The organism is Salipaludibacillus aurantiacus (assembly GCF_900111295.1).
Lineage (GTDB): Bacteria > Bacillota > Bacilli > Bacillales > Salisediminibacteriaceae > Salipaludibacillus > Salipaludibacillus aurantiacus.
On the sequence record NZ_FOGT01000033.1, the window covers coordinates 1 to 13,774 of the forward strand.

Sequence of the window (13,774 nt, forward strand, 5' to 3'; positions counted from 1 at the left end):
TATTCCTTTATCATCGGAAGATGACCTAAATCAAGGGAAGAAAATAAAAAAGAAACCCACGCTTTTTGAAAAGGGTGGGTTTCTCAACAGCCTGAGGTGCTACTCCGGTAGCACCTACTTATCTGTTACTCTCTTTCGGCTCACTCTTACTTGCGTTTTCTTCAGTTTTCTACCTGATACGTTGGTAGGTGCTACGTAGGTGCTACCCCGGTAGCACCTACTTATCTGTTACTCTCTTTCGGCTCACTCTTACTTGCGTTTTCTCCAGTTTTCTACCTGATACGTTTGTTGGTGCTACGTAGGTGCTACCCCGGTAGCACCTACCTCTCTGTTACCCTCTTCCGGCTCACTCTTTCTTTCGTTTTCGCCAGTTTTCTACCTGATACGTTTGTTGGTGCTACGTAGGTGCTACCCCGGTAGCACCTACCTCTCTGTTACCCTCTTCCGGCTCACTCTTTCTTTCGTTTTCGCCGTTTTTCTACCTGATACGTTGGTAGGTGCTGCGTAGGTGCTACCCCGGTAGCACCGACTCTACCTGCCAAGCTACCAACTCTGCAACCTGCCCGCCGTCAATCGCGGGAAATATAAACAGATTACGAATTGAAACTTAAGATCTTGTAAAAATTTATCTCTCATCCTTATCTGTCTGAAGTTTTACATTATGATAGACAGAGTACTCAGGAATAGAGAGGATTTTTGAAGTGTCGACAGGTCAGATAAATGCAAAAAAACAAGTAATTGTGATGGCAGCTGCTACAGCTGTTTCGCTATTTGGGGATGCGCTTCTTTATATTATACTGCCTTTATACTGGACAGAGATGGGGCTTCATGCTTTATGGCAGATAGGGGTGCTTCTGTCTGTTAACAGGTTTATACGTCTGCCATTAAACCCGCTGGTGGCCTGGCTTTACAAAAGAATATCGTATCGTCAGGGGTTTATTTGGGGGATGGTTCTGGCCGCTATAACTACTTTTTGTTACGGCGCTTTCCACTCTTTTTGGATTCTTTTTATAGCGCGCTGTTTATGGGGCTTAGCGTGGACGTTTTTAAAGCTTGGCGCTTATCTTGCCATTCCTGCTTTTTCGGACAACAGCAACAGGGGGTATTTGTTTGGGCTTCATAAAGGAATCCACCGGTCAGGTGCCCTGCTTGGCATGATCTTAGGAGGGCTTGCGGTGGACCAGTTCGGCATTTTCCCTGTAATGACGGTCTTTGCTGCAGCAAGCTTATTCACTCTTCCATTTATTTTTACGGGGCTGGATCGCAAACAGTCTTCCGCTGAATTGATTACTAATAAAGAAACCGTTCCTTTTAAGAAAGTGATTATTCAGCAGTCGGTAATTACTGTGCTTGCCAGTGCGATGTGTATAGCAGTGGTGTATGATGGAATTCTCAAATCAACACTCAGCTATCTTGTTAATCTGCAAATTGATTCGGAACTCATTTTAGTGGGGTTGGCTGTAGGGGCTTCTACACTTGCAAGTTCGATTCAGTCAATCAGGATTTTATGGGAGCCGTGGCTTTCACCGTTACTTGGCAGTTTTGCAGACAGGACTGCCAGACGGGCTCCTGTTTTCGCTGGGCTTTTGGGAGGAGCGGCTGTGCTCATGGTTTTTGCCCCTTTGCCAATGCCGTTATTTATGTTTATAACTATTATGCTCGGTCTGCAGGTAATTGGTACAGCTATGGAAGTAATTGTTCTTTCTCTTGCTGCTGACGTCGCACAACGATCATCTAAAGTTCATGTTATGACAACCTTATCAGTCGCACAGGACACAGGGGCAGCCCTCGGTCCGCTGATTGGATACATGGCCGCAGAATGGTTAGGAATCACTTCCTTATATGTTTTCGCTTCACTGCTTTTTATCATACTCGCCATAAAGTGGCTGAAAGAGCCTGCAGAGCGGGGGTTTCACACGGAAGTAAACAAAGCAGCACCAGTTGATTAACAGTTTCAGCCTGAAATTAGAAAACCACACGGCACGGCCGCGTGGTTCAGTATTTATATTTCACCGTATTTCTCGAAACGTTTTTCAAGGTAATTCTGCAGGACAGTCATTACTGAACAAATTCCCCAGTATATGAGAGCAACGAGGATAAACATGGTCATGTAGTCCATTTCACGTCCTGCGACGATACGCGACATCTGAAAAATCTCAGGGACTGTAATCATTGCAGCCAACGATGAGGCTTTAATTAAGTCCAGCAGCACGTTTGTCAGCGGAGGAACAGCAATTCTGGAAGCCTGGGGCAGCACGATCCGGCGCATCGTCAGCCAGTAAGAGAAGCCAAGAGACCGGGCTGATTCCCATTGCCCTCTTGGTACGGCAGCGATGGCGGAACGGTTAATTTCCGCCATATAAGCTGCACTGTTTAAACTGAATCCGATTAACGCCGCTGTCACAGCATTGAATTCAATGCCTATAAACGGAAAGCCGAAATACAGCATAAATAATATAATCAGAATGGGGACGCCCCTCATAAATGAAATATATATCCGGGCAGGCCAGCGAAGCCAGGAACGGTCTGACGCTCTTGCTATAGCTAAAAATAAGCTGATAATCAGCCCTGCTGCCATACTCACTAATGAAATAAGCAGAGTATACCAGATCCCCTGCATGACATATGGAAAGGATTCAATGGCTAATTGGATATCAAAAATGTACTCCCACTGAATATCTCTCATGCTTCTTCTCCTTTATTCTTCGTCTGCGAAATCAATGTCAGGTTCCTGTGACACGTCCTGGCCTCCGAAAAACTGTTCAGACAGCTCAGTTATAGTGCCGTCTTCCAGCATCTCATTAATAACGCGGTTAAGGTTTTCGTGAAGTTCCGTGTTATCCTGATTCATGATCATCGCCTGGTTATTCGGATAATAAAATAAATCAGGATGAATAACAACATCAATTTCAGGAAGTGCTTCAATGGCCAGAGACTGAAGATAATAATCATTCATCACGGCGTCCAGACGGCCATTTTCAATATCCCGTAAATACGTATCGTTTGTGACATTTTCATATGTCACGCCTTCAGCACCATACTCTTCAGCAATCTCCATGTAAATAGTGGTGGCAGCACCGCCATGGCGTTTGCCTTCAAGGTCTTCGAGCGTTTCAATACCTGAGTAGTCATCGGGACGTACAATCATCGAACCGTAGGAAAATTTATAAGGATCGGTGAAAAGAAAGTCCTCTTCGCGGCGCTCATTAATATCAATGTCGTTTACGGCGATATCTACCTGGCCGCTCTGGATTGAAGTGAGCATCCCGTCAAATCCCATTTCTGTAAACTCTGCTTCCAGCCCGAGACGATCAGCTGCCTCGCGGGTAATTTCAACTTCAAACCCGGTTAATTCATCCGTCTCATCGGAATGAAAAGATGTCGGGTACAGAGTTCCTGAAGTAGCCACCTTTAAAGTGCCTTCCTCTTCTATTTCATTCCATCGGGAAGTTTCACCGTTCTCCCCGGTGTCGTTATTATTGGCTCCACCGCAAGCGGCAAGTATGAGAATCATGGACAGCCCAGCAATTAAGGCCGGTATTCTTGTTTTTCTTAAAAAATACATAATATCCTCCTTTAAACTTAAAATATGATCTTTAGTCCAGTAAAAAACATAGCATGTAACTTGGTATTCAATCAATAAGATTGCTCTAAACGGTAAAAGTAAAAATATTTTGCAAATAATAAATTTTTCAGTAAAAAAGTTTGACAAAAAGTGAAAAAAAGTTGTACAAATATGTTATAAATAATATAAACCAGGGTATACAGCAGTATCAATTTATTTTTTTCAGGGGCAAAATAAAGGAGACCGCCATGAGCAGAAAAAAGACGATAGACGAAGCTCAGCTCTTTCAGGAAACTGAAAAACTTATAATGGAGTCCGGTTATGCCGAGTTTCATTTTAAAGCGTTGGCAGAAAGGCTGGGAGTGGCAAGAAGTACGATTTATAATTACTATCCAAACAAAGAAGAGCTAATTACAAGCTACATGGTGCGCCTGTTGGAAAGAGCCGTTGAAAACATGGATGAGGCTTTTGAGGCAGAGTATCCGGTTAAGCAGCTGATCAGTGTATGGTCGAGATACGCCAACATGCATCAGATGCTGCAAATTATGCCTTATATTAACCAGAAAGCAACGCCAAAAGTAGAAGAAAATATCCGGGTAATGTACACCTTGTTTGGAGAAATGAAAAGTAAAATCCATCACGTCTTAAAAAAGGAGCAGGAATCCGGACGAATCAGGGAAGATATTCATATGGCTACTATGACAGGTCTTCTGATGGCAACGGTTCAAGTCCCTGTCCACCATAACAGTCTTGGCCAGTGGGTGGATGAAGTTTACGAACTCGTCATGAACGGCTGTAAAGGCTGATTTTTTATATATTAAAATGACACTACTGTCATTATGAAACTTATAATAGAACATAAATAGGACAGGAGGCACCAAACATGTTTGATGCAATTATTAAACGCCCTAAAATAACCATGATGTTTATATTTATCCTTGTAGTCGTAGGAACTCTCACGCTCTTTCAGCTTCCGCAGAGGGAAGTCCCGGAGTTTTCTTTTGATATAGGAATTATTAATACCCCGTATCCGGGTGGCGCCCCTGAAGAAGTGGAGCAGCAAGTAACGATTCCTTTGGAAGAAGCTGTTGAAAATATCGACGGCATCAGTGAGATGAGTTCGGTGTCTACCTCCGGTTTTTCAAACATAGTCATTGAGCTGGAAGAAAACGCCGATAGAAATGAGGTGTTTACAGAGATTCAGCAGGCCATTTTAAGGACAGAAGGGGATCTGCCGGACGAAGCTGTCACACCTGATTTTTCCCAGCAAGTGAGTTTAGGCGGTTTATCAAGCTATCATATCTTGCATGAAGACAGAGAGGAGTTATACGAGCTTAAAAATATGCTTGACGACTGGCAGGGGGAAGTTGAAGCTTTGCCTGGTGTAGACCGGACAATAGTGAAAGGTTTCCCTGACCAGTATTTTATGATTGATGTGGATTCCGATGAGCTTTTTGGCAGCGGCCTGCAGCTTCCTGATGTGATCCAGGCGGTTGAGGAAGAGTTAAATACTCAGCCTTTAGGGGTTCAGCAGATAGACGGCCAGAATGTCCAGCTTGCTTTGTCTGTTTTGGAAGATGAAGAAGAAATCAGTTCTATTTTTGTCGGACAGGACTTTGAAGGTGAATCGGTTTATTTGGAAGATATTGCTGATGTGGGGATAATGAATGAAACCCCTGAAGATTTAATTACCTTTGAAGATACGCCTGCTGTTTCGTTTACTGTCATACCAGGGAGCGGTGTGAACATTCCAGAACTTCATGATGACGTGGATGAGCGGGTAATGGCCCTTGCCCAGGACTTGCCGGAAGAAATGGAAATTGATTTATTCTACACTCAAAAAACGGTAGTAGATGAGATTTTCGGAGATTTAGCTTTCTCCTTTGCATTGGCAGGGCTCTCGGTCGTTGTGGTCACTCTCCTGGGCTTAAACTGGTCGTCAGCTGTTATTGTAGCTTTGGCCATTCCGACGTCTGTTCTTATTGGACTGATTCCCCTTCCGTTTTTTAACGTGGACCTGAATCAGATTTCCATAATCGGGATGATTATCGCATTAGGTATTCTCGTTGATGATGCAATCGTAGTCGGCGACAATATCAGGCATAAGTACAGACAAAATTATGATCCGCTGGAAGGGGCATTGACAGGCGCCAAAGAAGTCAGAGCTTCTATTATTACGTCAACTTTAACAATTGTCTTTACATTTTTACCTTTAGTCTTTATTTCCGGCGGCAACGGGGACTTTATCCGCGCGCTTCCAACGGTGCTTATTGCAACAATTCTGGCCTCTACGATAGTCGCTTTATCGTTCGTCCCTATTTTTCTCGTATGGAGACAGAAGAAGCAGCGGCGGAAAAAGAATAAGTCACGCAAGGCGCCAAGAGACGGCCTGTTAGGCAAACAGCTGAATTCCTTATCTGACTGGTACAGTGATTCTATTTTAAAAAGAGTGGTACGCCACCCTTGGAAAGTTGCCATTATCGGATTTGTGGTAACAACCAGTTTTTACGGGCTGATTCCATTCATCCCTGTGGTATTCTTCCCGGATACTGACCGGCAAGAGGTTACAGTGGAAGTACGTATGCCGGCCGGGACAACTATAGAAGATACTGAAGAAACCCTTCAGCAGATGAGGGAGTTTGTGCTGGCTGAAGACGAGCATATATTCGAAACGGCTGTATATACTGGAGAGGGTCTCCCCCCGCTGTTTGGCGATGGGATTTCCAACAGCAGTGAAGAGACTGGAAATCTGCTGCTCCGTACAAATCGTGAAGAACAGTCAGCTCAGGAAACAATTTCCAGGTGGACGGAACCATTGCAGGATGAATTCTCAGAGGCAGAAGTGGAACTGACAACCATCGAATCGGGTCCGCCGGTAGGGGCACCTGTTGCCATTACGCTTCAAGGGCCTGAGGTGGAAACACTGATAGACATGAGTAATGAATTGCAGGAGCGTATTGCAGAGCTGCCTGAAAGCGGCACAGTGCTGGACGATATGGGGCCGCTTCGTCCAACGGTCGTCTATGAGCCTGTCAGAGAAGAAATGGAAGCTAATGGAATTACGATGAGCCAGATCAGCGAACAAATTGGCTTGCGTACAGACGGTATTCCGTTAATGACTTTCCGTACCGATCAGGACGCCATAGATTTGCAGCTGACCCTGGATAGAGTTGAGGAAGATGGCGAGCTGGATTTATCAGATATTGAGGTGCCTAGCCAGGCAGAAGAAGAGGGTGAAGGTCAGGGCGGCCCGCCGGAACTGATCGCACTTGATACTCTCCTTGAAGAAACTGAATCTGAAGAGATACCGCAAGTGCTGAGGGAAGATGGTGTCAGAACAATTACAGTAAGAGTCTTCCCGGCTAACGATAATGATGAAGTACTTGAATCAGAAATCGAAGCGATCACGGATGATGTCAGGGAATCAGTAAGCGAAGACTATACAGTAAGCTTAGGAGGAGAGACTGAAGCGAGAACAGATTTCATCCTTGAACTGTTTACATTGTTTCTCGTTGTGTTATTCCTGATTTATATCGTCATGGCAATCCAGTTTTATTCCTTAACGATTCCTATCCTTGTTATGAGTACGGTTCATATAGCGAGCGCAGGCGCTGTCGTTGGTTTGTTCCTGACCCAGACAGGTCTTGGCTTCATGGCGCTCATGGGAATTGTATCCCTGGCCGGGATCGTGGTCCGAAATTCCATTGTGCTGCTCGAATTCATTAAGCAGCGCAGAGCTGACGGCATGTCAATTGAAGATGCTGTCGTTGAAGCAGGCAGGGTAAGGCTGCGGCCGATTCTGTTAACGGCGTTCACGGCTATTGGTGCATTGACTCCTGTGGCTCTAAGCGGAGACGTGCTGTTTGTGCCTCTTGCTATTTCAATTATTTCGGGTCTGTTATTCTCGGCCGTATTAACGGTTGTCATCGTCCCGGCCGTGTATACAGCTTTTGCTGTGAAGTTTGGAAAGTAACAAAGAGTACCGTTTAGATCAACCGGCTGACACTTGGATCAGGTGTTCAGCCGGTTTTTGTTTATTTACTTCAGTTACACGCGTACCTTGCTTATTTAGCCTTATCTTGTTTTGAATCTGCCATGTGGCAGTATAATTAGCAATTTAACAGGTGAATATAAACACTATTGGCAGTTTAAAATTAATAGGAAGTGGGCGGCGCATGAGTAAGGAAACCGAGGTTCCCCTTTTTGATACATTTGAAGAAAATATAGAGTACTTAAGAAAAGAAATGAGAATAGAAGATAACTTTGATCTCATTCACCATAAGCTCGTTTACGGTGAGCGGAAGTTTGGGCTGTTCTTTGTCGATGCCTTTGCAAAAGACGAAGTCATGGTCCATATCATGCGGCATTTATCCTTTTTGAATAAGGAAGATCTGGAAGATGATCCGGTTACCGTTCTTGTCCAGAAGCTGATCCCTCATCTGGAAGTTGAGACATCAGAGGATTTGGAAGAGGTCATCAGCCAGACGCTGGCAGGACAGGCGGCGTTTATTATTGAAGGCTGCGAGGAAGCAATTCTAGTCGACATCAGGGAGTATCCCGGCAGGTCCCCGGAAGAACCGGATATTGAACGGGTGGTCCGCGGACCGCGTGACGGATTTGTTGAAACTCTCGTATTTAATACCGGCTTAATGAGGAGGCGGCTTCGGGACCGTTCTCTCGTGATGGAATTTATGCAGATCGGACGCAGGTCAAAAACGGATATTTCAATCGCGTATATCGACAGTGTGGCAGACCCTGAGTTAATTAAAAGGGTGAAAGAAAAATTGGAAGCCATTAAAATAGACGGGTTGACGATGGCAGAAAAAACGGTGGAAGAGTTTATGTTTAAGAAGAACCTGCTTCCATACCCGTTAGTCAGATACACGGAAAGGCCTGATACAGCTGCCACTCATGTGCTTGAAGGGCATGTGCTTATTTTCGTCGACGGTTCACCGAGCGTGATGATCTGCCCAACCACTTACTGGCACCACCTCCAACACGCTGAAGAATACCGTCAGGAGCCGGTTATTGGTGTTTTTTTAAGATGGGTGCGGTTCATCGCTGTCTGGTCATCAATATTCTTATTGCCGCTATGGTTTTTGTATGCGACCGTCCCTGAAATAGTCCCGGATGTGGTAGATTATATCGGCCCGGATGATACTGGAGCCGTTCCGCTAATTGCCCAGTTTTTGATAGCTGAAGTGGGGCTGGAGATCTTGCGGATGGCGGCCATTCATACACCGAACGCGCTTGCGACGGCCCTTGGTCTTGTCGCGGCTATATTGATAGGGGAGGTTGCCATTGAGGTGGGTCTCTTCACGCATGAAGTGATTCTTTATATTGCTTTAGCGGCCTTGTCGAGCTATGCGACACCTAGTTATGAGATGAGTATATCAAACAGAATAATAAGAATATTGCTGCTCGTTGCGACCTCTTTATTTGGGGTGGCAGGTTTTGTAGGCGGGACTGCTCTGTTTATTATTTCTTTGGCAAGTTTAAAAACAATGAATACGCCATATTTATGGCCGTTCATTCCATTTAACGGAAAAGCGTTTGTTGATATTCTGTTCAGGACGCCTATGCCGATGAAAAATACACGTCCTTCTGTGTTAAATACTCTCGACCAGACGAGACAATAAAGAACCGCCTCATATATTTGAGGCGGTTCTTTACTGCAGCCTGCAGAGTAAACTTATCTGGCGACTACTTTAAATTGGCCAACTTTAGGCACGATTTGGGCAAGTTCCTGGTCGGGGTATTTTTTCTCAAGATCATGAATTTTCTTAAAGTCTTCCCCGCGGACCCATTCAAGGTAACTTTCTTTTGATTCAAAAAAAAGCTGAACAGTAATTTCGCCGGAATTTTTATCGTTCTGGAGCAGATAAAAATCAACAAAACCCGGCGCTTCATCCACTATACGGGACCGGTTTCTGTATATATCAATGACTTCGTTCGCTTTTTCAGGCGGCACGTCAAAGGTTGAAAATACTGTGTACATGTTTTAACACCCCTAATTAAGTGAGTTTCACTTATTGTAACATGTCATCTGTATTTTTTTTTTGATAAAATAACATCCCGGGTTATACCATTGGGAACTTTCCCTTATAAATAAGCAAGCATTGCAGTTGCCACCGAAAAATAAATGATTAACCCGACAATATCATTAACGGTTGTAATAAATGGCCCTGAAGCTATCGCCGGATCTAAGTTCAGCTTATTAATAATTAAAGGAACAACCGTTCCAATAACAGTGGCCAGACTCAGAGATAAAAACAGCGAGGATGCCACGATAAAAGCTAAAAAGAAACTGCCGTGCATGACAGGAATAATTACAGCCAGTACGATTGCACAAATGATACCTAACAAAATACCAGTGCTGAATTCCCTGAACAACATTTTGCTTAATCCTTTTTTTTCTAAAGAACCTAAAGCAAGAGACCGGACAGCTACAGCCAGTGACTGGGTGCCGGCGTTTCCAGCGGATCCCATGATCAATGGAATAAATCCGGCTAATAAAACGACAGCTTCAAGTGTCTCTTCAAATTGGGCAATGATATTAGCCGAAACCATTCCAAAAAACATTAATAGAATAATCCACGGAGCCCGCTTCTTTGCAGCAGTAAACGGTGTAATCGTTAGATCAGTCGCACCACGTGAAGCTGCGAATTCATCAAGGTCTTCCGTTGCCTCTTCCTCCATAACATCCAGAATATCATCTACTGTAATGATCCCTACAAGCTTATTATGCTCAGTAATGACTGGAACAGCGAGAAAATCATATTTTTTAAATAAATTTGCAACATTTTCCTGATCTTCGCTTGTCTTAACTGAAACGACACGGCTGCTCATTACAGATTCTACAAGATTACCAGGATCGGCAGTAATGAGATCACGCAGGGATACTACTCCAACCAGTTCGTGGCGCTCATTAATGACATAAAGATAATAAATGGTTTCCGCGTCCGGACCTTCCCGGCGTAAAAGCTCAATAACATCACTAATAGGAGAATCCGCGCGGAGGTTTATAAATTCTTTTGTCATGATGGCACCGGCGGTTTCTTCTTCATAACTCAGGAGTTCCTTAATGTCCCGGGCATCTTCTTCGTCTAATCCTTCGATTATTGCTGACGCTTTAGACTCGTGCATCTCTCCAAGGAAGTCTGCCACGTCATCTGCTGCCATATATGAGATCATATCCTGAGCATACGATTCATCTAATTCATGTAAAAATACTTTTTGTTCATCAATATTTAATTCTTCAAATACCTCAGCATATTCTTCTGGTGAAAGGTATTCATATAAGCTCTTGCGCTGAGTTTTAGTCATCGACAGGTAAATATCAAGCTGATCCTGGGGGTGTAACTCAAAGAAAAGCTGACGGAACTGCTGGATATTTCCTGCATTTACTGCGCTAATAACAGATTCTGCATAGTCTGCACGGTTTTGTTCAGTTAACTTTACCATAAGAATGGCCTCCTTTTGACCGGGGCCATCTTTAGAAACCTAAGAAGGAAAAGGATGGTCCCCGGTAATATTACTTTTTACGTTTTTCTCTAAGCTGAAACTTCTCCTGGGAACCGAGTCCATCCCGCATCACTCCTTGCATTTCGTTTATTTTTCCAGTAACTGGGGGGGGCAGACCCCCCAGCTGCTGGAAATAAAAAAACACCTTCATCTTAGAATGAAGGTGTTAAAGTCCGATTTTAACTAAGCGTGGCGAATCAGACCGCCACGAGCCTCCATTCGTAGAGCTTTAGCACTGTATGGCATAGGGCGGAGCCCAGCTACATTAGATATCACCTTATGTCGATGATTTCTGTTGACCCATTGGCGTCTTTGGACGTTTTTGGGCAGTAGCGTATCTCCATACAGGAGCCTCACCTAACGAGGTTTTATATTTTCAACATGTGAATTATATAATCTGTATTGTTTTAATGTCAATGAAATTTTGAAAAATAAGGTATTTTGGCCTTGAAAATGTGTGAAAACCGTTTAAAAGGTGACATTTCCTTTATTGAGACTTGGTTTTAAGGGCTAAGTTGTTTAAAATAATAACGTACGAAAACAACGGTGAGGTTAAGTATTCTTTGGTCAACATTTTAAGGCAAATGATTATAATATCATAATAACTAAAATTAAAAGAGGGAAAATATATGCACGTTAATAACATCTATGAAGAATTAATCACGATTTGCAGCGAAGAGAATGTTTTAAAACATGAACCTATGAGTAAGCATACTCTTACACAAATTGGCGGTAAAGCTGATTTGTTTGTTATTCCTGAAACGCATGAGCAAGTGGCAGAAATAGTCAGGTTAAGAAATAAACATGATTTACCCTTTATGCTTCTTGGAAATGGATCAAATATGATCGTCCGGGACGGAGGCTTAAGGGGGCTGGTCTTACATTTAGCCCGGCTGTCGGATTTGAAAGTAGAAGGGACACAGCTGATTGCCCAGGGAGGAGCAAATATTAAAGACGCGTCTCAATTAGCTCTTAAACACGGCTTAACTGGCCTGGAGTTTGCTTGCGGCATTCCGGGGTCAATAGGCGGCGCAATGGTTATGAACGCCGGGGCATACGGCGGTGAAGTAAAAGATGTGATTGACCATGTCAAGGTGGTGACCCAGGGTGGAGAGCTGCTCACGCTTCAAAAAGATGAGCTCGAACTGGATTACCGTACGAGTATAATCGGGAAAAAGAAATATATCGTCCTGGAAGCTGTGTTTAATCTGGAAGAGGGAGATCCAGCACAAATTAAAGAAACAATGGCGGACCTTACTTATAAAAGAGAATCCAAACAGCCGCTGGAATTCCCTTCTGTGGGAAGCGTATTTAAGCGCCCGCCGGGATATTTTGCAGGAAAGCTGATTCAGGACAGCGGTCTTCAGGGGAAAGGCGTAGGAGGTGCAGAAGTGTCTACAAAACACGCCGGTTTTATTGTAAATAAAAATAGCTGTACAGCAACTGATTATATCGCGACGATTGAAATGGTCCGGAATAAGGTAAAAGAAAACTTCGGAGTAGACCTTGAACTCGAAGCAAAAATCGTAGGGGAAGATCCTGAAAATTAAATATAAGGCTATTGAAGCTGGTTCTCCCGCAGAACCAGCTTTTCCAGTAACTGGGGGGTCTGACCCCCACTTAGGACCCCCAGTTACTGCTTTCTTTACCGAATATATTTGAAGGTTAGTGAATAAACTGGTAGAATATAAATTATTGGTTATATAATAAAACTTTTATATACATTAAAAAAGAAAGGGTGTATGGCGGTGGAATTAACAAAGTCTAGTTCGTTAGAGGAATATACCCGTTTATTTAAAATGATGAATGATGAAAATCGGCTAAAAATCCTTCTGTATTTGTATGAAGATGAATTGTGCGTCTGTAATCTAATTGATTTGTTAGGGATGAGCCAGCCTGCAGTCAGCCAGCACCTGAAAAAACTGCGTGAAGCTTCTTTAATTAAAATCAGAAGCCAGGGTCAATGGAAGTTTTACAGTCTTAACGAAGACTACCCGAACCTGGATATGTTAAAAAGGATATTAGGAGATCTTCCTTCAAAGAAACATGAAGTAGAAGACTTAAATTCAAATGGCAAACGCGTGATTTGTACAACTATTTCAAAATAACGAGGGTGATAACCATGGCAAAAAAAATTGAGATTTTTGACCCGGCGCTTTGCTGTCCTACAGGCGTTTGCGGACCGGATGTAGATCCGGAGCTAACGCGAATTTCAAGGCTGCATCTAAAACTTGTAAAAAACGGATACCATGTTAAAAGATATAATTTAGCCCAGGAGCCTGACCCGTTTGTTACTCATAAAGGAGTTAATGAGCTATTAGAAAAAGAGGGGCCTGATGCACTTCCGGCAGTTGTGGTTGACGGCAAACTCGCTTTTTATAACCGTTATCCGACCATGGAGGAATTTTCTGAGTGGCTCGGATTGGATAAGGAAGAGTTGCAGACGAAGGAACCTGAAAAGAAAATAAACCTGCTTTAAACAGGCAGGGTTTGTTAAAGGTAAATATTTAAAATCTCGAACAAAGTTTAAAAGAGCCAATAGGAAAGACGGTTAGATTTAACCCAGCAAAAAAACGCCCTCATGAGGGCGTCAGGCTGTTGAGAAAGTATTCTCAACAGCCTTTTTTAAAAGAAAAGTAAGATATCTCACGATCTCATCACTACCGGCGGACGCTTTCCGTGGGG

General features: G+C 43.5%; 11 protein-coding genes and 1 riboswitch. Of the genes, 7 read left to right on the forward strand and 4 right to left on the reverse strand.

Annotated features, from left to right (window positions below; genetic code table 11):
* Positions 1-701: 701 nt before the first annotated feature.
* Positions 702-1,949: an MFS transporter gene (locus BMW59_RS21125; protein ID WP_093056284.1), complete on the forward strand. Its 1,248-nt coding sequence runs from the start codon at positions 702-704 to the stop codon at positions 1,947-1,949.
* Between the two features lie 53 nt (positions 1,950-2,002).
* On the opposite strand, the gene BMW59_RS21130 is transcribed toward BMW59_RS21125, so the two are convergent.
* Together BMW59_RS21130 and BMW59_RS21135 are read right to left on the reverse strand one after the other, a co-directional pair.
* Positions 2,003-2,686: an amino acid ABC transporter permease gene (locus BMW59_RS21130; protein ID WP_093056286.1), complete on the reverse strand. Its 684-nt coding sequence runs from the start codon at positions 2,684-2,686 to the stop codon at positions 2,003-2,005.
* A 12-nt stretch (positions 2,687-2,698) separates the two neighbouring features.
* Positions 2,699-3,565 (reverse strand): transporter substrate-binding domain-containing protein, encoded by an 867-nt coding sequence (locus BMW59_RS21135; protein ID WP_093056288.1) that lies wholly within the window; start codon positions 3,563-3,565, stop codon positions 2,699-2,701.
* A 248-nt stretch (positions 3,566-3,813) separates the two neighbouring features.
* Between BMW59_RS21135 and BMW59_RS21140 the strand changes: the two genes are divergently transcribed.
* The 3 genes from BMW59_RS21140 (at position 3,814) to BMW59_RS21150 (ending at position 9,204) form a co-directional block, all read left to right on the forward strand.
* Positions 3,814-4,371, forward strand: a complete 558-nt coding sequence (locus BMW59_RS21140) for a TetR/AcrR family transcriptional regulator (protein ID WP_093056290.1) — start codon at positions 3,814-3,816, stop codon at positions 4,369-4,371.
* 77 nt (positions 4,372-4,448) lie between these two features.
* Positions 4,449-7,538 (forward strand): efflux RND transporter permease subunit, encoded by a 3,090-nt coding sequence (locus tag BMW59_RS21145; RefSeq protein WP_093056292.1) that lies wholly within the window; start codon positions 4,449-4,451, stop codon positions 7,536-7,538.
* Between the two features lie 202 nt (positions 7,539-7,740).
* On the forward strand, positions 7,741-9,204 hold the full coding sequence (locus BMW59_RS21150; RefSeq protein WP_093056294.1) for a spore germination protein: 1,464 nt from the start codon (positions 7,741-7,743) through the stop codon (positions 9,202-9,204).
* A gap of 53 nt (positions 9,205-9,257) precedes the next feature.
* Here BMW59_RS21150 and BMW59_RS21155 read toward each other — a convergent pair whose 3' ends face one another.
* Both BMW59_RS21155 and mgtE read right to left on the reverse strand, forming a co-directional pair.
* On the reverse strand, positions 9,258-9,563 hold the full coding sequence (locus BMW59_RS21155; RefSeq protein ID WP_093056296.1) for an antibiotic biosynthesis monooxygenase family protein: 306 nt from the start codon (positions 9,561-9,563) through the stop codon (positions 9,258-9,260).
* A gap of 104 nt (positions 9,564-9,667) precedes the next feature.
* Positions 9,668-11,029, reverse strand: coding sequence for a magnesium transporter (gene mgtE, locus BMW59_RS21160; protein WP_093056298.1), 1,362 nt, complete (start codon positions 11,027-11,029; stop codon positions 9,668-9,670).
* A 266-nt stretch (positions 11,030-11,295) separates the two neighbouring features.
* Positions 11,296-11,461, reverse strand: a riboswitch (M-box (ykoK) riboswitch).
* Between the two features lie 257 nt (positions 11,462-11,718).
* On the opposite strand from mgtE, the gene murB reads away from it, so the two are divergent.
* From murB to arsD, 3 genes are all read left to right on the forward strand, one after another.
* On the forward strand, positions 11,719-12,639 hold the full coding sequence (murB, locus tag BMW59_RS21165) for a UDP-N-acetylmuramate dehydrogenase (protein ID WP_093056300.1): 921 nt from the start codon (positions 11,719-11,721) through the stop codon (positions 12,637-12,639).
* Between the two features lie 192 nt (positions 12,640-12,831).
* A complete protein-coding gene (locus BMW59_RS21170; RefSeq protein ID WP_093056302.1) occupies positions 12,832-13,197 on the forward strand; it encodes an ArsR/SmtB family transcription factor in 366 nt (121 codons plus the stop codon).
* Between the two features lie 14 nt (positions 13,198-13,211).
* The gene (gene arsD, locus BMW59_RS21175; protein ID WP_093056304.1) at positions 13,212-13,568 is read left to right on the forward strand and encodes an arsenite efflux transporter metallochaperone ArsD; all 357 of its coding nucleotides are present in this window, start codon (positions 13,212-13,214) and stop codon (positions 13,566-13,568) included.
* The last annotated feature ends 206 nt before the right edge of the window (positions 13,569-13,774 follow it).

Coding starts and splice junctions, on each gene's coding strand:
- BMW59_RS21130 (WP_093056286.1), bottom strand. CDS start 2,686: ATGAGAGATATTCAGTGGGAGTACATTTTTGATATCCAATTAGCCATT.
- BMW59_RS21135 (WP_093056288.1), bottom strand. CDS start 3,565: ATGTATTTTTTAAGAAAAACAAGAATACCGGCCTTAATTGCTGGGCTG.
- BMW59_RS21140 (WP_093056290.1), top strand. CDS start 3,814: ATGAGCAGAAAAAAGACGATAGACGAAGCTCAGCTCTTTCAGGAAACT.
- BMW59_RS21145 (WP_093056292.1), top strand. CDS start 4,449: ATGTTTGATGCAATTATTAAACGCCCTAAAATAACCATGATGTTTATA.
- BMW59_RS21150 (WP_093056294.1), top strand. CDS start 7,741: ATGAGTAAGGAAACCGAGGTTCCCCTTTTTGATACATTTGAAGAAAAT.
- BMW59_RS21155 (WP_093056296.1), bottom strand. CDS start 9,563: ATGTACACAGTATTTTCAACCTTTGACGTGCCGCCTGAAAAAGCGAAC.
- mgtE (WP_093056298.1), bottom strand. CDS start 11,029: ATGGTAAAGTTAACTGAACAAAACCGTGCAGACTATGCAGAATCTGTT.
- murB (WP_093056300.1), top strand. CDS start 11,719: ATGCACGTTAATAACATCTATGAAGAATTAATCACGATTTGCAGCGAA.
- BMW59_RS21170 (WP_093056302.1), top strand. CDS start 12,832: ATGGCGGTGGAATTAACAAAGTCTAGTTCGTTAGAGGAATATACCCGT.
- arsD (WP_093056304.1), top strand. CDS start 13,212: ATGGCAAAAAAAATTGAGATTTTTGACCCGGCGCTTTGCTGTCCTACA.